A 21,109-nucleotide genomic window follows, 5' to 3' on the forward strand; every position below is an offset into this window, starting at 1 on the left:
CGCATTTTTTATCAACAATTTATGCCACAATTCTGCGAATGAGTCGATAAATCTCGCCAATCCACAACACAATGGAGGTAGCGGCAAAGATATAAACCCAATCCATGAGCTGCAGCGGGGTCACGCTGAAGAGCGCACCGCCCACACTCACGATGAGTATCTGCCCGGCCAGGATGATGAGCGTTACCCACAGGAAGCCTTTGCAGGTGTTCAAGCGGCTGAAGGCCGACTGCACATTGCCGAAGGCCTTGGCGTTGAACATGTTCCAGAACTGCAGGAAGACGAATATAGAGAAGAAGAGGGTGAGCTCGTAACGGGTGAGACCTTCGTGTACGGGGCTGAAGTTGAAGAAGTTGGCCAGGAAGAGACTCAGGTCGAACTGGGCTATCGAAGTGACATCGACATGCTTGAAGTATTGCAGCAGCCCGAAGAGGAGCAGCACAAAGGCGATACCGGTACCGATGATGCCCTTGCCCATGGCACGGGTCACGATATTGTCGTTGAGGTGGCGGGGCTTGTCGCGCATCACCCGTTCGTCGGGCGGCAGCGAGGCCAGAGCCAGCGCGGCAAAGGTATCCATAATGAGGTTCACCCACAGCATCTGCGTGACGGTGAGCGGCGACTCGGTGCCCAGGAAGGCCCCCAGCAGCACGATGAGGCAGGCCGCTACGTTGATGGTCATCTGGAAGAGAATGAATTTCTGGATATTACGATAGAGCGAACGGCCCCACAACACAGCTTTGGTGATGCTGCCGAACGAATTGTCGATGATGGTGATGTCGCTGGCCTCCTTGGCTACCGAGGTGCCGTCGCCCATCGAGAGGCCCACCTGGGCGGCATTGAGGGCGGGAGCATCGTTGGTACCGTCGCCGGTCACGGCCACCACCTCGTCTTGCGACTGCAGCAGCTTCACCAGCCGCTCCTTGTCCATGGGGCGGGCGCGGGCAATCACCTTCAGGTCGGGGATACGCTCGAGCAGCTCCTTGTCGGAGAGGTTGGCAAACTCGGTACCGGTGATGATGTTGCGGTCGCCATCCTCGGGCTTCCACAACGAAATCTGGCGGGCTATCTCGCGTGCCGTAGCCGGGGTGTCGCCCGTCACAATCTTCACCTTGATACCGGCATTCAGACACTCGGCCACAGCCTCGGGCACCTCCTTGCGCACGGGGTCGGCAATAGCGGTCACACCCAGGAAGGTGAGGTGGATATGAGGCGACAGATGGCCGGCGATGAAGTAAGGCTCGTCGGGACCTACCAGCGCATAGGCAAAGCCCAAAGTACGCATGGCCTGGTTCTGATACTGCAACAGTTTCGCCTCCACAGCCGGACGGCTGCTCTCCATGGGCACGAGCCCCTGGGCCGTAACCATCTGCGAACAGAAATTCATCACATACTCGGGGGCACCCTTTACATAAACCACCCGATGGTTGAGCAACGGCGAATCGACTACCGTAGCCATATACTTGCGCTCGGTCGAGAAGGTGAGCTGCTCCACCACATGTGCCCGGTTGCGCAACTCGGCATAGTCGACACCCTGGTCGGCCAGCCACAGCAGCAGAGCCCCCTCGGTGGGGTTACCCAGCACCTTCACCCCGTTGGTACCCTCGTCGAGGTGAGCCGTCGAGTTGGCGGCAATGCCTTCGGCAATAATCGCTTTGATATTCGAGTCGGAGGCGTAGTCAAAAGCAGCCTCGCTCACCCGCATCTGGTTTTGGGTGAGGGTTCCCGTCTTGTCGGTACAGATGACCGTAGCCGCACCCATCGTCTCGCAGGCGTGCATCTTGCGCACCAGGTTGTTGTTGGCCAGCATACGCTTCATGCTCATGGCCAGACTCAGGGTCACACTCATGGGCAACCCCTCGGGCACGGCCACCACGATAACGGTCACGGCAATCATGGCCGTCGAGAGCAGATAGCTGCCGAAGCTGAGCCAGTCGAGCACCGGATGGTCGGTGAGGTAGATGACCGTGCGGGCCACAAAGATGATAGCGGCAATCACATAACTGGCCTTCGTGATGAACGATGCCAGCGTATTGAGCTGCTTGTCGAGCGGAGTTTGGGTATTGTTCTCGATTTGTGAGCCGGTATAGACCTTGCCATACTCGGTAGCGTCGCCCACCTGAGTCACCTGCATCACGCCATAGCCGCCCAGCATGGTCGAACCGTTCATCACGGCGTTGGAGGGATAGGTAGCATCCTTGTCGAAGTCGGCTTCGACCGTCGTCTTGGTGGCCATGGGCTCACCCGTGAGCGACGACTCGTTCACCTGCACCGAGACGGCACTCAGCAGAATACCGTCGGCCGGTATCTCGTCGCCGGCATTGAGCATGACGATGTCGCCCACCACCACCTCACGTTTGGGAATCTCGACAATATGTCCGCCCCGCACCACCTTCACGGGCAGGTCGTCGTTCACCTGATTGAGAATGTCGAACTTCTTGGCGGCACTCATCTCGAAGAGGAAGCCCACCACCGTAGCCAGCAGGATGGCCAGGGCGATGCCGGCCGGTTCGAACAGGGCCGAAGCTCCGGCCTCGCCGGTTGCCACGTGATAGACTGAAACGGCTATCGACAGCAACAAAGCTACCAATAAAATACGAATGATAGGATCGGAGAATTTCTCCAGAAACAATTTCCACATCGGGGTTCGGGCCGGTGGCGTCAACACGTTTTCGCCATACTTTTCCCTACTTTTCAACACCTCGGCCTCAGTCAAGCCGGTGTATTCCAATTTCGAGCTCATCGATTCAATCTATCTATGGTTTTATTTTCTTTTATCGTTTCTTGCCGGTTACGCAAAAGGGCAATAACCTCGTCGAGCGAGAGCAACGACTGCTCGCCCGTAGTCATGTTTTTCAGAGCTATCTTGCCGGCGGCGATTTCGGTCTCGCCCACCAGAGCCACATACTGGGCCCCTATCGAGTCGGCATAGCTCATCTGTTTCTTCATCTTGGCCGATTCGGGATAGATTTCGGCCCGCACGCCGGCAGACCGCAACCGAGCGAGGTGGCCCAGACAGACCTGGCTCTCGCACTCCCCGAAGTTGACAAAGAGCACCTGTGTCGACTGCATCGACTCCTTGGGATAGAGGTCGAGCTGGTTGAGCACATCGAAGATGCGGTCGGCACCGAACGAGATGCCCACGCCCGATACACCCGGCAGACCGAATACACCGGTGAGGTTGTCGTAGCGGCCGCCACCCGTGATGCTGCCTATCTGCACATCGAGCGCCTTCACCTCGAGAATGGCACCCGTATAGTAGTTGAGGCCGCGCGCCAATGTCAAGTCTATCTCGAGCGTCGAGCGCAACGGCGAGGCCGAGAGTTTCTGCAAGATATACTCCAACTCGTCGATACCCTTCAAGCCCGTCTCCGAGCCAGCCAATTCGCGGCGCAGCACCTGCAGCTTCTCCTCGTTGCTGCCCTGCAACTGGATGATGGGTTGCAGTTGGGCCACAGCCTCCTGCGAAAGCCCCTTCTCCATCAGTTCGGCATTCACCTTGTCGAGCCCCATCTTGTCGAGTTTGTCGATGGCCACAGTAATGTCGACAATCTTCTCGGGAGCCCCTATCCACTCGGCTATACCGCTCAATATCTTACGGTTGTTCAACTTGATGGCTACCCGTATGCCCAGACGGGAGAATACCTCGTCGATCATCTCGATGAGCTCTACCTCGTTCAGCAGCGAGTCGGAGCCCACCACGTCGGCATCGCACTGGTAGAACTCGCGATAACGCCCCTTCTGCGGACGGTCGGCCCGCCACACGGGCTGAATCTGATAACGCTTGAAGGGGAAGGTAAGTTCGTTGCGGTGCATCACCACAAAGCGGGCAAAGGGCACGGTGAGGTCGTAACGGAGCCCCTTCTCGCACAGGCGGGCAGCCAGGCGGTTGAGATTGCGCTCGGCCAGGTCGGCCTCCGAAACATCCGAGAGGAAATCGCCCGAGTTGAGCACCTTGAAGAGCAACTTGTCACCCTCCTCGCCATATTTGCCCATGAGGGTCTGCAGGGTCTCCATGGCCGGCGTCTCAATCTGCCGGAACCCATAGAGAGCAAAAACTTGTTTTATCGTATCGAATATGTAATTGCGCTTGGCCATCTCGTCGACCGAGAAATCGCGCGTACCTTTGGGAATGGAAGGTTTTGCCATCATATTTTTCATTGTCTATTTTATGTTCTTCGCGGGGAGAGCTCCCGGCTTCAATCTATCCCGGCAGCCACCTTGCCGATTGCAGGCTTCACGGCCCGGCTGTCCAATCGAAACCTATCGGGTATCTGCTGCCTTCGCTTTTTTACCGAGCAAAGATAATGCAAAAAAGTGATATAGCGCACATACTCCGCGATATAGTTGGTTCTTTATCCTTGAGAAAAAAGCCGGTATTCACCCCCCCCTTCCGAGTATCCTGCCCCGAAAGCCGACGACAGGTATCCCTGGCCACGACCTCTGAAAAACGCAGGCACCCGACTCACGCTCGAGAGTCGGGCGCCTGCAATATCATAGTCGTGCGTCAAAACCGATAGGCGGTTCCTACCGAAACCCGGCCTACGCCGATAAAGTGGTGAGTGTTGGTTTCGAACAGCTTATCGTCCCAGAGGGTCATCGAAGGCTCCACAAAGAGGTCGAGCGTGCGCGATACGTTCCAGCGCAACTGAGCGGCACCGCGAGCCACCCAGCCTATACCGCCATCGCGGTTGTAGTTGCTCCAGCCCAGACCGGTACCCAACGAGGCAATCAAGTGGAACCGACGATCGGGGTCGGGCTCGAGTAGCGACGAGAGGTTGAGCAGATAGTCGGCATGGAGCGTCCCTACGTTGAGTGTAGGCGAAGTTCTCGGGGTAATGAAGTCATAGCCCAACCCTACCGATACACCCGATGCGGCCGTAAACCAGCGACCCAGTGCAATGTCGGTAGCGACCGACACCTTGCGGTAACGGTCCATCAATATCGTTTCGCTGAAGAGCGAAGGGCCTACCGATACCGATACAAAGGTGTTGCGGTCGGGAGCACGACGGCCACCCTCTACCGCATTGCGGCCCAGCTTGTAGTTGAGGCCCACCAGCACGCGGGCTTCGGTATCGACACTGCCATAGGTGTGAGGCAGGTGCGAAGCCACGAGTTGCGGCTCGACAAACAGGTCTATCCCCGACGAGAGGTTGAACCGTCCCTGAACGCCGGCCCGGGCTCCATACACAAATTCGTTCTGTTTCCGGCAATTGCCCACGCCGCCATACACACCACCCAATACCAGCAGGTCGAAGAAGCGGTCGAGATTATACCCTACGGTAAAGGCCGAGAGATTGAACAGATAGTCGGCCGAGAGCGACAAGGCCATATATTGCGGTTGGGTGCGATAGTAGCCGTAGTCCAAGCCCAAACGCCAGGCCGACAGCGGAGTATACCACTTACCCAGCGAGAGGGTGGCTCCATAACCCGGAGCGAACTGCAGTCCTGACTTCCGGAGCCAGCGACCCGTATAGCCTACCGACACGAAATATTTGTTGTCGGTATCGTAGGCGGCATGATTGGCCTGGTAGTCGTAGTGGTTGAGCCGGTATTGAAGGCCCACGTTCACCGAGGTGAGCATGTCGACCGGCAAGCTGGCAATACCTTCGCGCGAGTAGTTCTTCCCGAATACCCGCAGTTGAGGCTCGACGAACAAGCCGATACCCGAACCGACATTCCACAACCCTTGCAGACTCAGGGCGGCTCCGGGGTAGAATCCCGTGTGGTTGCCGGTAGCATAAGAGAGCACGGCACCTACCCCCAGGTGAGTCTCGAAGATGCGCGACGGGTTATAGCCGTAAAGGGTCGAATTGATATTCCACAGATAATCGAGTTGCACGAGGCCGAACTTGCGATACCCGATTTCGGAGTCGCGATAAGCACCGGCACCGGCCGAGAGCCGCACACCCGATGCCCCCGTAAACCATTTGCCCACATAGGCCGAAGCCATGGGCCCGATGCGGTCGAGCGGATGAAAAACCAAATTGCGGTGCATAATACCGGCAACACCTACGCCTGCTCCGTAAAATATATGGTCTACGAAGTTTTCGTGGCGGAACTCCTGGGCCTTCTCCATCGTACCATGTGTGCGCCCGTAGCCATAGAGCGAATAGGTGAGACCGGCCGTAATCGTGGGCACGACATCGATGCTCGAGATAAGCTGCTGTTCCCAACGGTTATCCTGCCCTACAATCAGACGGGGCTCGATGAACAAGCCAAACATATCGTTGAGCCGGAAGAGACCTTGCAGACCTACACCTGCACCCACGCTGTGCTGGAAATAGCCCTCCGACGATACAAAATCGTAATTGAGACCGGCCACCCCACTCAGCGAGAAGAGGCGGCTGCGATCATAACCATAGAAGAGGTTAGTCAGGTTGAACAGATAGTCAAGCTGACCACCCACGGCCCACGTGTGGTGCGTCGTAAAGCGGGCATCGAGCGACGAGAAATTGGCCAGCAACCGCACGCCCGAAACCGGATTCCACCAGGTGCCTATACCGCCGAACAGGCGATAACCCTTGTTGGGTAACGGGTCGGAGATTGAGGTATTGAGCACACTGGCAAAGCCACCGCCTATCGTCAGGTAGAGGTCGCCGATGCTCCGAGGCAAGTCGAACGGGTCTTGCTCGATAGTCGAGCGATTGATTGCAGGCGAAACCGGCCGATAGGTAAGTCCGGCCCATACCGAAGCCAACGGGTCTACCGCACTCAGGTGGTCGCCCCAGGCTCCGTTGGCAAAGACATCGACCCGAGGCTCTATGAACAGGCCCAGATTTCCAGACAAGCGGAACTCGCCGTGCAAACCGGCCCCCACACTCCAGCGACTCTGGAGCTTTTCATCGACAGCCACCTTGTGATAACCGGCTCCCAAAAGGCCCGACATCTCGAACACCCGACCAGGGTTATATCCACCGAAGAGGGCGTGCATGTTGAAGAGGTAATCGAGCTGGGCTCCTACCGATGCCTTATGGGTATTCCGGTCGGTTTTCAGATAACGGACCGTCCCCGACAAGCGCAGCGACGATACCGGCGTGAACTGTTCGCCAATCGACACCATGGCGGTATAACCCGAGTCGAGCAACGGATTCAACGAACTGGTCAAGGTCGACGACAGACCACCTGCCAACGAGAAGAAGAGACCTTGATTAGCCCCCCAGAACGATTCGTGCCGACGTACCGGCGCCGAGAGCAACCGATACCCCAGACCGGCCATGAGCGAGGCCTCCCAGTCGTATCGCATCCAGGTAGAGATGCCGTCGATGCCGTCGGTATAGATACCTACCCGCGGCTCGAGGTAGAAGAAGGTGAGCGGCGAGAAGTTGAAGCGCGTCTGCATACCCAGTCTGAAACCTCCGCCGTGGTTCCAGTTGCCCCGGCGGTACAACAGTTGATATTCACCGCCGGCTACCCCTATCAACTCGAAGATGCGCGACGCATTGTCTTTGTGCAACAAGGCCGAGAGATTCATCAGATAGTCGGCCGAGAGTCCGGCAAAATAGGGGTTGACCTCGCCCAGTCCATTGTGCAACCCGGCATTCAGCCCCAGCCGCACGCCATGTACGGGGGTGAACCAGTCGCCCACCGTGAGACCGCTACGCAGCCCCAACCCCGGCGTAGAAAAGAGAGTCCCGGCCGAGCGGACGGCAGTGACTCCCGCCTCGCCCGTAAAGAAGAGGTGGTCGCCAAACTTTTTCCGGGCAAAGCGCTCGTTTCTGGCCGGACGCTGTAACATGTAATTCAATCCGTTGAACTGGGTCGTATCGTTGTTCGCAGCCTCCTGTGTCTGGGCCGACGCGCTCCACGCACACAGCACCATCAACAGGCAGGCACACCTTACTGCCCCTTTACAACCACGCATACTGTATTTCGAATTTTTCCTTTTCATACTTACTCCTCATCATCATGTTGTTGCAACAATTCCAGCACATCGCCATCGATGCTGGCCACATCGCGCAGCGACGGGTCTTTCTTGAACGCACTTTCCAGATACGAGAGTGCGAGCACCACTTCGTCGACACGATTGGCCGCAACGGCCTTGATGTAGTTCTCGCGGGCCGAGTTACCCAACAGCTTGGCCTTCTCCCAGGCCTGGTCGTTGGCTTTGATGGCCAGCAACATCAACACTTCGTTGAAGGGCGAATCGGCCGAAACCTCCTGTATCACCTCGCTGTACCTGCCGTTCAAAGCCGCCGCATACACCCTGGCCTTGTGATAGACCCCGGTATCGGGCAAATCGGCGGCCAACGAATCGGCCTGACCGAACTTGCCGACCGCCATCCAGGCGACTACCTGGTTGAGCCGGGTTTCATCGGGCAACTCGGGCAAACTCAGATAGGGGACGAGCAACTCGGCATCGGGCTTACCCTTCTCGATAAGGAGGGCTGCCAGGTCGGTGGCAGCTACCAGGAACTTCGGATAGACCTCGAGAGCCCGCCGGCATATCGCCTCGCGCTCGTCGGCCGAACCGGCCTGGTTGTACAACCGCCAGAACTCGTTGCGGGTGAGCTCGGCACTGTTGGTCCGATACAGAGTCCTTATCTCTTCGTCGGTGAGGTAGCGATACTGCGAGAAGAGCAGTTCGTAGCTGACCCGACGCAACTGCGGCAAATAGGTGCCCGTAATGAGCGGACGATAGAAGGGCAGCGACACCACCTTGCGCCACTGCCGGTTGGGATTGTCGGGGTATTGGTCGATAATGGCCTGTATGGCGTCGGCCTCCTGGTTCTTGCCGTCGGCCCGAAGCAGTTCGACCACCCGGCTCCAGGGCTCTACCGCGGCATCGGTACTTATATCGAGTTGCCGACGAGTCGACTCGTTCAGCTCTTTCAACACCCAATCCATGGCCGACGACATACGCTGCCCGGCCAACTTCAGGTTCTTTTCGTAACTACCGTCGGGCGAAGCCGTTCCCGCAATGGAGAAGCTCTTCAGCCGGGCATTGGGGTCGTTCTCGACCTCGCGCAGGCGGGCTACCAGCCGTTGCATCTCCTCGCGGTTGTTGCCGTCGTCGAGGTTGAGCCGGCTCTGGTTGACCCGGAAAGTCAGATTCACATCGCCCCGGGTATCGCGCAACTGCATCTCGGGTTGCGGGAAAAAGCGCTCGTTCTTCACCGCACTGCCGGGAATGTCGTACTCGAGGAACCGCAGCGGGTTGACCACGCCGCGGGCAATCACAAAGGTATCGCGGTAGAGCACCCGGTTGTAGTTCTCCATCGCCACCATCATGTCGCAACGGAAGTCGTCGTTGGGGTTCTCGACATAGGTCGAGTCGTTGTAGCCCACCCAATCGTCCTTGCGCGACGAGGTAGTTTTTATCTGCACATATTGCGACAAGGGGTCTTGCCGGGTGTCGTAGTCGTACATGCGCTCTTGCGTGATGGCATACTCCTTGCCGTCGAAAACTACCGGTTTGAGAAAGACCATCTGCCCGCGAGAGACATTGTAGATACCCGGTTGTATAATCATGCGGGCATCGGTCGTGAAGAGTTCGCGGGGAATCTTCACCCGGGTCTTCACATGGAAGTAGTTGCCCTTCACCTCGATATCGGTAGGCTCGGGCACCACCTTGTCGACGATGCGTTTGGCCGAGACTACCACCTCGTTCAGCGCCACGGCCGAAGGTTCGAGTTCGACATCGATGGTCAGTTCGCCACGCACGGCTACTTGTTTCTCTTCATATCCCAGCGACGAGAAGAGCAAATCGCCCTCCGAATCGATTTTCGCCAAATACTTGCCATCCTCATTGGTAGCCCCCACCAGCTTGTTGGTAGCGGCGTTGAAGATGCTCACCCGGTAGAGCGGCTCACCCTCGATATTGGTGACCGTTCCCCGCACATTGATGTCGCGAGCCCACAGCGGCAGCAGTGCAGCCCCAATCAAAGCGCCTGCCACCCAGCAGGAGCGTAATCTATTTATCAGCATAATCACAAATTATTATCACTTGAATATATAGGAAAACGAAAGGCCCAGCCGAATGGGAATCGGCGACCATTTGCGCAAGTTGGGCGTAGCGGGTTTCTCCTCGCCTTCGCGATAATCGAACGCCCGCAACCGGGCCATACCCACACCGAGCGTAGCCTCGAGGTTCCAGTGCCTACTCAATACGAACGCATAGCCATACGACAGCCCGGCGCCCCATATATCGCCCTGATACAGATGTTGCCTGATGTTCATGTTGTACAACCCGCCCAGAAAGCTAAGGCCCACGAAATGGCGGGCCATGGGACGGTTGAACCAATAGCGCAACTCGGGTTGCAATCGGGCATGTGTGGCCTTTACGTCGGCAACGGAAAACGTAAACGGATTGGCCGTGGCACTAATATCGAGGGTCAGCCGGCTGTTGAGCCGCATCTCCAGTGCCAGGTTGGGCGACAGTGTGGCCCAGTCGATTACATTACTCTTAAGCGCTACGCGCTGTGCATTGACAAATTGAGTACATAGGATAGCACACGCTATCCACACAATCTTATACCAATATTTCTTCATACGTTCTATCGGGTCGATCAACGACCCGTCTCGCCGGCAGACTTCACCCGAAGCACTTTGCCAACGATTCCATTCAAAAAAAAATTAGACCTTAAACAAAAACTATCGCAAAAGTAGGCAAATTGCTCATATTTACCAAAAAAGCTTTTACTTTTATATCTTTTAAAAAAAGCCGCTGCCCACACGGAGCAACGGCTTGTACATCTATCGGCTCAAACGGTATGGTATCGTTCCTTACTCGTCGCGACGACCTCCCACAAAAATGAGAATGTAGTACACCAGCGTAGCCAACGATCCCAGAGCAGCTACTACATAGGTGTAGGCGGCCCACTTGAGGGCATCTTGTGCCTTGTCGTGAGTCGTGGCATCGGTCACACCGGCCTGATTCAACCACGCCAAAGCCCGCTGACTGGCATTGATTTCGACCGGCAACGTAATGAAACTGAACAACGTAGTGGCAGCAAACAAAATGATACCTACAAGCATAATCTGAGGCATCACCTGTATGGTGAAGATACCAATCAGCAAAATCCATTGTACCCAGTTTGAAGCAAAGCTGACAAACGGAACCAGAGCCGAGCGCAACGTCAGGAACGAATAGGCTCGGGCATGCTGTACCGCATGGCCACACTCGTGAGCAGCTACAGCCGCAGCAGCCACGCTGTTGCCGTAGTAGACCTCGCGGCTGAGGTTGACCGTGTGGGTCGTAGGGTTGTAGTGGTCGGTCAGGCGACCGTCGATCTGTGTCACCGTGACATTATTGATGCCATTCTCCTGCAACATACGCATGGCAATATCGCGACCGGTAAGTCCATAGGGAATAGGCACTTGCGAATAGCGTTCGAATTTGCTCTGCAACGTACGCTGTACGGCGAAGCTCACCAACGCAATGACTATGAACAAGACATAAATCATGACTTTCTCTTTTATTTTCTGTTAGTAACCTGCCGCAAATATATAGGAAATAGTGCATCAATTGTGTTAATTCAAGAGGAGTTATAACCAAATTGTGTTAAATCAGAATCTTCGAACAGAAAATCCGAACAAATGAAGAAAGAGCCTCGTCCTACCCGAAAAGCCAAAAAAATTTAACAAGAGTTCCAAGGTCAAAGAATAATCTCTACATTTGCGTCTGACAGCATAGTCAGACATATAAGACAAATTATTTTTTTGACTTCAAATCATCGACTCATGCAAGCGACCAACTATTACAGAACAGGGTTAGACGTTGGCTCTACGACCGCCAAGATGGTGATTCTCGACAACCACGGACAGGTAGTATTCTCGCGCTACGAACGGCACAACGCTCAAGTAAACCGATTGCTCGAAACCTACTTTCGCGAAGCCCGCGAGCAACTGGGCGACGTGACTACGGCCATCGCCGTCACCGGCTCGGTAGGTATGGGCACGGCCGAACAGTTGCAGGCCGGGTTTGTACAAGAGGTGGTAGCCGCCACCCGGTACGCTCAGGAGAGATACCCCGAAGCCTCGGCCTTGATCGACATCGGTGGAGAGGATGCCAAGGTAGTCCTCTTTCAAGGCGAGAATATCGACCTGCGCATGAACGGAAACTGTGCCGGCGGCACGGGAGCCTTCATAGACCAAATGGCTGTATTGTTGGGCGTGAGCATCGAGCGATTGAACGAACTGGCCCTGCAGGCCGATCACATCCATCCCATCGCTGCCCGATGCGGTGTATTTTCGAAAACCGACATCCAAAACCTGGTCAGTCGCAACGTCCCTCTCGCCGACATTGCCGCCTCGATTTTCCATGCCGTAGCCGTGCAGACGATTGTCACACTGTCGCGGGGATGGACCTTCCGCCCGCCCATCCTGTTGTGTGGCGGCCCACTCACCTTTATCCCGGCCCTGCGCAAGGCCTTTGCCGACTACCTGCAAATTGCCGAGAGCGACTTCATCCTCCCGGCCGGAGGCAACTTGCTGCCCGCTCTGGGATGCGCCTTGTGTGCCGATGAGAACCAAGTCTCCTCGCTTTCGCGCCTGTCACAAGCCATCGCCCGGCACAACGACACACCCCGCCAGGCCTCTTTGCCTCCCCTCTTTGCTTCGGCTCAAGAGTATGAGCGATGGCAAGCCGAGAAGGCCCGCTACAACTGGCCCTCACGGCCGCTTGCACCGGGACACCAGCAGGCAGTACTCGGCATCGATTCGGGCTCTACCACGACAAAGATTGTAGCCGTGGCCCCCGACGGAGCTATCCTCTTCACCCACTACGCCCCCAATCTGGGCAACCCCATCGAGGCGGTTCGCCAGGGACTCGCCGAACTGAAGAAACAGTGCGACGACCGGCAGACCCGACTCGACATCATCGGCTCGTGCTCGACCGGCTATGGCGAAGAGCTTATCAAGGCGGCCTTTGCCCTCGACGGGAGCATGATCGAGACCATGGCCCACTACAAGGCTGCGCGGCAGATGGAGCCCGAGGTAAGTTTTATCCTCGACATCGGCGGGCAAGACATGAAGGCCATCTTTGTCAAGCAAGGAGCCATCATCCGCATGGAGCTGAACGAAGCCTGTTCGTCGGGATGCGGTTCATTCATCGAGACCTTCGCCCGCACGCTCGGCTACAAGGTTTCCGACTTTGCCCAAGCCGCCTGCACCGCCTCGCGACCTTGCGATTTGGGGACCCGCTGCACGGTATTTATGAATTCGAAAATCAAACAGGTACTGCGCGAAGGGGCCACCATTGCCGACATTGCCGCAGGCCTCTCCTACTCGGTCGTAAAAAACTGCCTCTACAAGGTACTGAAACTGAAGCACAGCAAAGAGCTGGGCGATACCCTTGTCGTGCAGGGAGGCACCATGCACAACGACGCTATCGTGCGGGCCTTCGAACTGGAAACCGGCCGACAGGTAGCCCGAAGCAACCACCCCGAACTGATGGGGGCCTATGGTTGTGCCCTTCAGGCGCTGGAACGGCAGTCGGCACCCCGCACACTCGACTCGCTGCTTGCCTCGACCGGCTACACCAGTCGTCAGATTCAGTGCGGCGGTTGCGAAAACCGTTGCTTCGTATGCCGCTACACCTTCCCCAACGGCAACACCTTCTACTCGGGAAACAAATGCGAACGGATATTCACCAACCGGGGCGAAAGCGAAAATCCCGGCCAGAACATCTACCCCTACAAGTACCGGTTGCTTTTCGACCGGGCGACTCCCGAACAGGGCTCGCCGGTCGTGGGGATTCCCCGGGTACTCAATCTCTACGAGAACTATCCCTTCTGGCACGCCCTCTTCACCCGTTGCGGCATCCGGGTCGTGCTCTCCGACCTGTCGACTTTCGTCAGCTACGAAAAGGCACTGCACACGGTCATGTCCGACAACATCTGTTTCCCGGCCAAACTGGTGCACAGCCACATCCAGAATCTCGTACAAAAGAAGGTCGACCGCATATTCCTCCCTTATGTTGTCTACGAACACGAGAACGACGAAAAGATGTCGAACAGCTATACCTGCCCCATCGTAGCCGGATATTCCGACGTGATACGCAGTGCCATGTCGCCCGACATACCGGTAGACTCGCCGGCTATCACCTTTGCCGACATCGACTTGCTCACCAAGCAGTGCACCCGCTACCTGGCTACACTGGGTATCCCGCACGAACAGGCCCGCGAAGCGGTGAAGCAGGCCTGGCAAGCCCAGCGACAATACACCATCGACATCCGACAAAAGGCCGAAGCCATCGTACGGGAGAGCCGGCAGAAGGGCGAACCTGTCATTTTACTGGCCGGGCGCCCCTACCACACCGACCCGCTCGTACAGCACAAACTCTCCGAGATGATTGCCAACCTGGGGGTGAATGTCATCTCCGACGACATCGTGCGGGGAGATGACGGAATCGATACCCACGACACCTACCTCGTCAAACAGTGGGCCTACATGAACCGCATCTTGAAGGCCGCCGAATGGGTGGCCCGACAAGGTAACGATATTCACTTCGTGCAGATGACCTCCTTCGGCTGCGGCCCCGACGCGTTCCTGCTCGACGAAATCCGCGACATCCTGCACCGCAACGGCAAGCCATTCACCCTGTTGAAAATCGACGACGTGAACAACATAGGCTCCCTGAAACTGCGGGTACGCTCGCTGGTCGAGAGCCTGCGACAAAACAATCGCCCCGTCACGACCGAAGCATTCCGCACGACCCAGGTATTCCACAAAAGCGACCGCCGTCGAAAAATCATCGCCCCCTTCATGTCGGAGTACATCACACCCATGCTGGTACCGCTTTTCAAACTGTCGGGATACGACGTCGAAGTGCTGCCTCCGAGCGATGCCGCTTCGGCCGAGACGGGATTGAAATATGCCAATAACGAGGTTTGCTACCCGGCCACCCTCATCGTGGGCGACATCATCAAGGCACTGGAATCGGGGCGATACGACCTCGACCACACGGCCGTAGCCATCACCCAAACCGGCGGACAGTGCCGCGCCACCAACTACCTGGCCCTTATCAAGCGGGCCATGCTCGATGCCGGGTTCGGCCATGTACCGGTCGTCACGCTGGGGCTGGGACGAAAGGCCGTAAACGAACAAGAGGGATTCGAACTGAAGTGGGGCAAGATACTGTCGGTAGCCCTCAATGCCCTGCTCTACACCGATACCATCTCCAAGTTCTACCACGCCTCGGTCGTACGGGAACGGGAGCCGGGAGCCGCAGCCCGTCTGCGCGACCAATATCTGGCCATGGCCGAGAAGCCTATCCTCGACAACACGCCGTCTCTGCTGGTCGAATATGCAGCCCGGGCCGCCCGGGATTTCAACGGCATCTGCCTCGACAAAACGTGCCCCCGCGTAGGCGTAGTGGGCGAGATTTTCCTGAAGTTCAACTCCTTTGCCCACCAGCACGTGGTCCGCGTCCTTACCGAACAGGGCATCGAGGTTGCCCCGCCGCTGCTGTTGCCCTTCTTCATGCAGGGATTCGTCAACCGGGACAACAAGGAGTCGATGTACCTGTCGAAGCAGCACATCCCCCACTTCCTCTCCCGGATGGCCTATAGGCTCATCGACAAACGGATAGCGCAGTTCAACCGCACGGGCTCGGAGTTCCGCTACTTCGTCCCCTTCAGCGACATCTACGAAGAGGCTGCAAACACCCGAGGCGTAGTATCGGGTGCCGCCCAGTTCGGCGAGGGGTGGCTGCTCCCGGCCGAGATCATCGAGTTTACGAAACAGGGTATTCACAATGTCATTTCGCTACAACCTTTCGGCTGCATTGCCAACCACATTGTATCGAAAGGCATCGAAAAGAGACTGCGCATGCTCTATCCTGAATTAAATTTATTATCTTTGGATTTTGACAGCGGTGTAAGCAGCGTGAATGTAACCAACCGATTGTTGCTTTTCACCCACCACTTAAGAGCCTAACGACCATGAAAACCCAACCGACACATACCGTCCCCAAAAGCGGAGCAACCGAAAATATAGAAACCCGCATTATCGAAGCGGCCAAACAGGAGTTTATCGAAAAAGGATTCGAGCAAACCTCGATGAGCGACATCGCGGCCGTCGTGGGAATAAACCGCCCCACGCTGCACTACTATTTCCGTACCAAGGACAAGATGTTCCAAGCGGTATTTGCCTCGATTGTGAGCCATTTTCTGCCCCATATCGACGCCATCTTTTCCAAACAGGAGCCGTTCGAAAAGAAACTCGGAGAGGTAATCGACATCTATTTCGGTATCTTCTCGTCCAACCCCCTGCTGCCCAAATTCATCATCGGTGAGATTCACCGCGACGTGAACCACCTTATCGACACCTTCTACTCCCTCAATTTCGACCAGTACCTGAGCCACATCGGCGAGCTGCTCAAACAGGAGATTGACAAGAACCATCTCGAAAAGGTACCGATGCAGTTCCTCTTTATGACCTTTTACAGCCAGATTACCTTCCCGTTCCTCAGCCGCAACCTCTCCCAAAAGCTTTTCTTCGACGATGACCCCGAGGAGTATGCCCGGTTTCTGCCTCAATGGAAACAGCATATCATCGCACAAATCCTGCTCCTGCTCAATCCCCGGGAAGGCCTGCCCCTTTAAAAGGGAGCACCCCCGTCGAATCACTTCGCCGGAGGCACCATTCACTGTAGCAGTAGAGACTTAGCTAACAATAATCATCATACACTTTTTATAGAAGTCATTTTACAATCTTCACTCTGTACTCGCCACAGCGTATTACGTAAACACCCGAAGGATAGGCTGTCATATCGATAGTTGCAGTACCATCTATCGGCTGAGTCACAACCGGAGTTCCGCTCAGGCTGTAAAGTGTGGCGTCGACCCGACGATCGGACTCTACCCGCACTACCCCGGCCGCACGGTCGTAATAGGCTTTGACGGCAGGAGCCACAGCCTCTTCGACCGACGAGGGCGCAGTCAGAACCGTAAGACGGTCGAGGCAAAAGTAGGTCGGGGTCTTGGGGCCATGCTCTCCTTGATTGCTCGACTCCAACGTGAAGTAAAGCGAAGCCACTCTTCCCAGCGGGCTCAAATCGACCCACTCCCACGCGTTGTTCAACCGTTGGTCTTTCGATTGCTCCGAACGGTAATCGGCCAGATAATGCTCGACCGTACCTTTCACTTCGCCTTGGGCATCTACCCCGTGAACAATCAGCTTGAACCAGTCGCCGGTCTCAAACTTCTTGGCAAAGTTGTTCCCCTTTTGAATCGTATAGTAGGTATACGGACTGTTACATACGTAGAAACCGGCAGCATAATAGGGCGACGAGAAGGTCACTTCGCAGCTTTTCTCTTCCGAAGCCGAATCGGCATAAGCATCCCAGTAGGCTACCAGATAAGGAGTTCCCTCACCGGCATAACCTCCCTTGGCCATGCAGCCCCACTGGTCGTTGAAGTTGGCCGACTCGAGTATCGCCGTCGACCGGCTGGCAATGAAACCATTGTAATAAGAGGGCGACGACGAGGCGTGCGAAAATGTGAACTCTTGCGAGTGTATCTGGGTCTCGTCCTGATAGACCTGGTTCCACACTCCTTGTTCGTTATATTCAATAGCCGCTGCCGGCTTAGACAAATCCAACACCACAATCTCGGCCGAGGCGGCTCCACAAAGACAAACAGCTAAAGCGAGTAATACCTTTCTCATTTGCAATTCATTTTAACAGGTTATTCTTATCTCTTCCGCCCCCATTTCACGCTTGCGGGAAGGGCGATTTCGATATGATAACGCATCGAATCCATTTTCCCCCTATCGGGCAAATCAAAAAAATGTTTTCTCCGGCTCCATGCAATAGAAAAGTATAACTATAAACCTAAAAAAAGAGATACTTACAGCAATCAAAAAAAAAAGAAACGCCTCCGTCGAATCACTTCGCCAGAGGCGCCATACCCTATGGCAGTAGGGACTTAACTAATAAATTATCATACACTTGCTATAAAATTTATTTTACAATCTTCACGCTATAATCGCCACAGCGCACTACATATACGCCCGAAGGACAAGCGCTCATGTCGATTGCAGCCGTACCTTCTACCTGTTGGTTCAGTACCAGAGCACCGTTCAGGTTGTATACAGCAGCCATAACCGGCTCGGCTGACTCTATGCGCACGGCACCATCGGCGCGATTGTAGTAGGCTTTAACGGCAGCTACCGTAGGCTCTTCGACCGACGAAGGTTCGGTCGACACCGTGAGTTTATCGAGACAGAAATAGCCGGGTGTATTCATGCCCCATTCGCCCGTATCGCTCGACTCCATCGTGAAATAAATCGAAGACACCTTGCCCAGTGAGCTCAGGTCGACCCATTCCCACGAGTCGTTGAGTTTCCACTCGTCGGAGTTTTCCGAACAGTAATCGGCCAGATAATATTCAACCTTTCCTATTTCGTCTCTATTCCCGTCAAGGCCATGAGCTACCAACTTGAACCAGGAACCTTGTTCAAATTTAGCGGCATAATTATTCCCGTTTTTCATTACATAATAGGAATAGGGACTGTTGCACACATAGCAACCTACGGCATAATGAGGAGACGAAATCTTTACTTCACACGATTTCCAGTCTTCGGTTTCATTACTGGTTTCCCAATATGCGCCCAGATAGGGAGTACCTTCACCGGCTACTCCCCCTTTGGCCATACACCCATATTGGTCGTCATAATCGGCCGAAGCTAAAATGGTGGTCATCTTACTGGCAAAGAATCCGCAAGAATACTGGGGAAAGGGCGACCTGTGTGCAAACGTAAACTCTTGGGATTTCACCTTGGCTTCATCATTAAAGACCTCGGTCCACAAGCCATCTTTGTCATAATTAATAGGTTCATTGGGGGTAGACAAATCCAACACAATGTTTTCGGCCGAAGCCATGCCGCTCAAAAGAACAGCCAACGCAAGTAAAATTTTCTTCATTGCTATATGATTTAATTGGTTGATAACTATCGTTTTACAATTCGCATATTTTTCACGCTACCGCCATTTTGGACGGTCAGCACATAGATGCCCGGCGCAATGGACGACAGGTCGACGGCCGCTTTTCCACCCGAGACGACACCCCGGCAAACGGGTATGCCCCGCAGGTCGACCAGCCCGAATACCGAACCGTCGACGGCTACAATCGTAAGCCGGTCGTGCACCGGGTTGGGCCAGGCCTCGACGGCAGTACACATCGCCTCGTCGATACCGCTCGCCTCGGTCACCTGCACATCGACGGTGCGGGTCGCCTTTTTCCCGTTCGAGTTGACCGTGAGGGTCAAGCGGGTATCCCCTATGCTCACGCCGCTCACCGTGAGGTCATAGCCCGAGATGCGGGCCGTAGCAACCGAGGAATCCTCGACCTCAACGGCCGACACAATGGAGGCCGACAGATTGTCGGCATCGGTCACTGCTTCGAGCAACGAGATTTTTACCGGCTCACGGCCTATCGACAGCCGGTCGGGAAGAGCGATGACGGGCGCCTCGTTGTCGGGAAATACCGGCAGGGCCGGGAACCAGTAGTAGGGCTCGAGCTCTATCGTACCGAGCAGCTCGCCCGAAAGGCCGTCGACCACATGCACCCAGTTGTTCATGTAGTGCGACAGGTATCCGCTCTGGGTCGCCGTCACAATCAGGCGGTCGTTTCGCGGGTCTACCCGCAGACCGGCACCCTGGAACTGCTGCACATAGGCCTTGTCCTGGTCGGGCAGGGTGAAGAAGTCGGCATCCAATTCGTCGGTCGGAATATGATAACGTGCAATTTGGTTTCCTTTTTCGTTTGCAAAATAAAGAAAATTATTTCGATATGCCGCACACAAACTGCCCGCATTCCACGCGCCCCAGGTGCTGGATACCCGGCAATCGTCGGGCAAGAGGCGGCTTCGGGTCTCGAGTGTAGCCACATCGATGCGCACGAGCGACGTGGCATCGGCGGCCCACACGCCACCGTCGCGTCCCAGCGTCAGGGTCGAGATGGTAGGCAGGTCGATCGTGGTGTGCAACGTGTGGGTTGTGGCATCGATTACCAGCACACCCACCGCCTGCTTGGCGGCAAACACATAGCTGCCGGCCCGCACCATGGCACCGATTTGTCCGGCATAGAGGCCGCCCTCGCCACCGGTCCCGGCTATCGTTTCGCCCAGACTCATCGACTCCAGGTCGAAGCGGGTGATACCCGACGAGGTCCCTATGTAAGCCGTGTGTTCATCCACGCCCACAAAGGCCCGTCCGTCGCCCCCTATCTCGTCGAAGGCGGCCACCCTCTTCAGGGTGAGGGCATCGGCTACGACCAGACGACCGCCGGTCGAGGCATCGGCCGTACTGCTGGCCTGCTTCGAGACAAAAAAGAAACGCCCGCCATAGATGGCGCCATACTGTGTGGTCACCCCCAGCGTTTCGCCGGGATTCTCCCGCCGGAAAGCCCGATAGACCCAACGTCCGTCGGACGTGAGGAAGTTGACCGTGCCGTTGTCCCAGCCATACCAGTCCTCATTGACCAGAAAGAGGCCCTGCGTGTAATCGACGGGGGCCTGTTCGTAGGGCTCCACCGCCACGGCCCCGGTATAGTCGGGGCGACTGCCGTCGGCCTTCTCGTAGAGAAACAGATAGGTAGCGCCGGCTTGCAGACGGGTGGCATTTACATCGGCCTCGACCGTAGTGCCGTCGGGCTGTTGTTCGAGACAGCGCCACACCCCGGGCTCGGCCTCCGAAGGCGAATTCCAGTGGTCCTCCTCATCGGTACAGGTCCAGCGGTTGTAATTGCCGGGAGTCGAGGTGAAGAGACCCGAAGTCTGGTATTTGGGATAGGTGGTATTGCCGCCCACAACGAGCGCGACGGTATTCTCGCCGTTCAGGTCGAAGCCGAGGCCGTCGACCGTATATCCGCCTTGACGGCGAGTGAGCGAAAAGAGCCGCGGGTCGGCCTTCACCACCTCGTTGAGCATAGCAATGACGGTAGTCTCGACGGTACCCCGATAGCCCCAGGCCAGCGCCTCGGGCGACCGTCCGTCGTTCCAGGCAATCACCAGCGCCACCTCGGTATCGCCCTCGCCGGTCCAACTGGCAATATCGGCCAGCGGGTAGGCCCCGACGAGCGCAAACAGGCTGCTCGCCCAGGCGGTCAAAAGGAGTACATAGCGTTTCATCTCTTCTATCTCTTTTTTTGAGGGGACCTCCCGG

General features: G+C 56.1%; 11 protein-coding genes. 2 read left to right on the forward strand and 9 right to left on the reverse strand.

Features of this window, described 5'->3' with window-relative positions; translation table 11 throughout:
• Window positions 1-19 precede the first annotated feature (19 nt).
• The 6 genes from NW211_RS05245 to NW211_RS05270 form a co-directional block, all read right to left on the reverse strand.
• Entirely contained in the window at window positions 20-2,743 is a 2,724-nt protein-coding gene (locus tag NW211_RS05245; RefSeq protein ID WP_258327164.1) for a calcium-translocating P-type ATPase, PMCA-type, read from the reverse strand.
• Window positions 2,740-4,152, reverse strand: a complete 1,413-nt coding sequence (gene hisS / locus NW211_RS05250; RefSeq protein ID WP_258327165.1) for a histidine--tRNA ligase — start codon at window positions 4,150-4,152, stop codon at window positions 2,740-2,742. Before hisS ends, NW211_RS05245 begins: the two co-directional genes overlap by 4 nt.
• 355 nt (window positions 4,153-4,507) lie before the next feature.
• Complete coding sequence (locus NW211_RS05255) at window positions 4,508-7,891, reverse strand: hypothetical protein (protein WP_258327166.1); 3,384 nt, start codon at window positions 7,889-7,891, stop codon at window positions 4,508-4,510.
• A 2-nt stretch (window positions 7,892-7,893) separates the two neighbouring features.
• Window positions 7,894-9,927: a carboxypeptidase-like regulatory domain-containing protein gene (locus tag NW211_RS05260; RefSeq protein WP_258327167.1), complete on the reverse strand. Its 2,034-nt coding sequence runs from the start codon at window positions 9,925-9,927 to the stop codon at window positions 7,894-7,896.
• Between the two features lie 15 nt (window positions 9,928-9,942).
• A complete protein-coding gene (locus tag NW211_RS05265) occupies window positions 9,943-10,491 on the reverse strand; it encodes a DUF3575 domain-containing protein (RefSeq protein ID WP_143240939.1) in 549 nt (182 codons plus the stop codon).
• A 234-nt stretch (window positions 10,492-10,725) separates the two neighbouring features.
• Window positions 10,726-11,406 carry a zinc metallopeptidase gene (locus NW211_RS05270; RefSeq protein WP_087408763.1) on the reverse strand — a complete coding sequence of 227 codons (681 nt, stop codon included), beginning with the start codon at window positions 11,404-11,406 and terminating at the stop codon, window positions 10,726-10,728.
• Between the two features lie 276 nt (window positions 11,407-11,682).
• Here NW211_RS05270 and NW211_RS05275 point away from each other — a divergent pair, with 276 nt between their 5' ends.
• Window positions 11,683-15,879, forward strand: coding sequence for an acyl-CoA dehydratase activase-related protein (locus NW211_RS05275; RefSeq protein WP_258327168.1), 4,197 nt, complete (start codon window positions 11,683-11,685; stop codon window positions 15,877-15,879).
• Between the two features lie 5 nt (window positions 15,880-15,884).
• Window positions 15,885-16,547, forward strand: a complete 663-nt coding sequence (locus tag NW211_RS05280; RefSeq protein ID WP_258327169.1) for a TetR/AcrR family transcriptional regulator — start codon at window positions 15,885-15,887, stop codon at window positions 16,545-16,547.
• A 97-nt stretch (window positions 16,548-16,644) separates the two neighbouring features.
• Here the strand turns inward: NW211_RS05280 and NW211_RS05285 are convergent, their stop codons facing one another.
• The 3 genes from NW211_RS05285 to NW211_RS05295 all read right to left on the reverse strand — a co-directional run bounded on the left by NW211_RS05285 (window position 16,645) and on the right by NW211_RS05295 (window position 21,075).
• Entirely contained in the window at window positions 16,645-17,610 is a 966-nt protein-coding gene (locus NW211_RS05285) for a DUF4465 domain-containing protein (protein WP_258327170.1), read from the reverse strand.
• Between the two features lie 295 nt (window positions 17,611-17,905).
• Window positions 17,906-18,868, reverse strand: coding sequence for a DUF4465 domain-containing protein (locus NW211_RS05290; protein ID WP_258327171.1), 963 nt, complete (start codon window positions 18,866-18,868; stop codon window positions 17,906-17,908).
• Between the two features lie 26 nt (window positions 18,869-18,894).
• Window positions 18,895-21,075 carry a DUF5074 domain-containing protein gene (locus tag NW211_RS05295; RefSeq protein ID WP_258327172.1) on the reverse strand — a complete coding sequence of 727 codons (2,181 nt, stop codon included), beginning with the start codon at window positions 21,073-21,075 and terminating at the stop codon, window positions 18,895-18,897.
• Window positions 21,076-21,109 lie beyond the last annotated feature (34 nt).

The organism is Barnesiella sp. ET7 (assembly GCF_024733785.1).
In the GTDB taxonomy this organism is placed as follows: domain Bacteria; phylum Bacteroidota; class Bacteroidia; order Bacteroidales; family Barnesiellaceae; genus Barnesiella; species Barnesiella merdigallinarum.

Bases quoted from the DNA above. Each gene is read 5' to 3' on its own strand.
- NW211_RS05245 (WP_258327164.1), bottom strand. From the start codon at position 2,743: ATGAGCTCGAAATTGGAATACACCGGCTTGACTGAGGCCGAGGTGTTG.
- hisS (WP_258327165.1), bottom strand. From the start codon at position 4,152: ATGATGGCAAAACCTTCCATTCCCAAAGGTACGCGCGATTTCTCGGTC.
- NW211_RS05255 (WP_258327166.1), bottom strand. From the start codon at position 7,891: ATGAAAAGGAAAAATTCGAAATACAGTATGCGTGGTTGTAAAGGGGCA.
- NW211_RS05260 (WP_258327167.1), bottom strand. From the start codon at position 9,927: ATGCTGATAAATAGATTACGCTCCTGCTGGGTGGCAGGCGCTTTGATT.
- NW211_RS05265 (WP_143240939.1), bottom strand. From the start codon at position 10,491: ATGAAGAAATATTGGTATAAGATTGTGTGGATAGCGTGTGCTATCCTA.
- NW211_RS05270 (WP_087408763.1), bottom strand. From the start codon at position 11,406: ATGATTTATGTCTTGTTCATAGTCATTGCGTTGGTGAGCTTCGCCGTA.
- NW211_RS05275 (WP_258327168.1), top strand. From the start codon at position 11,683: ATGCAAGCGACCAACTATTACAGAACAGGGTTAGACGTTGGCTCTACG.
- NW211_RS05280 (WP_258327169.1), top strand. From the start codon at position 15,885: ATGAAAACCCAACCGACACATACCGTCCCCAAAAGCGGAGCAACCGAA.
- NW211_RS05285 (WP_258327170.1), bottom strand. From the start codon at position 17,610: ATGAGAAAGGTATTACTCGCTTTAGCTGTTTGTCTTTGTGGAGCCGCC.
- NW211_RS05290 (WP_258327171.1), bottom strand. From the start codon at position 18,868: ATGAAGAAAATTTTACTTGCGTTGGCTGTTCTTTTGAGCGGCATGGCT.
- NW211_RS05295 (WP_258327172.1), bottom strand. From the start codon at position 21,075: ATGAAACGCTATGTACTCCTTTTGACCGCCTGGGCGAGCAGCCTGTTT.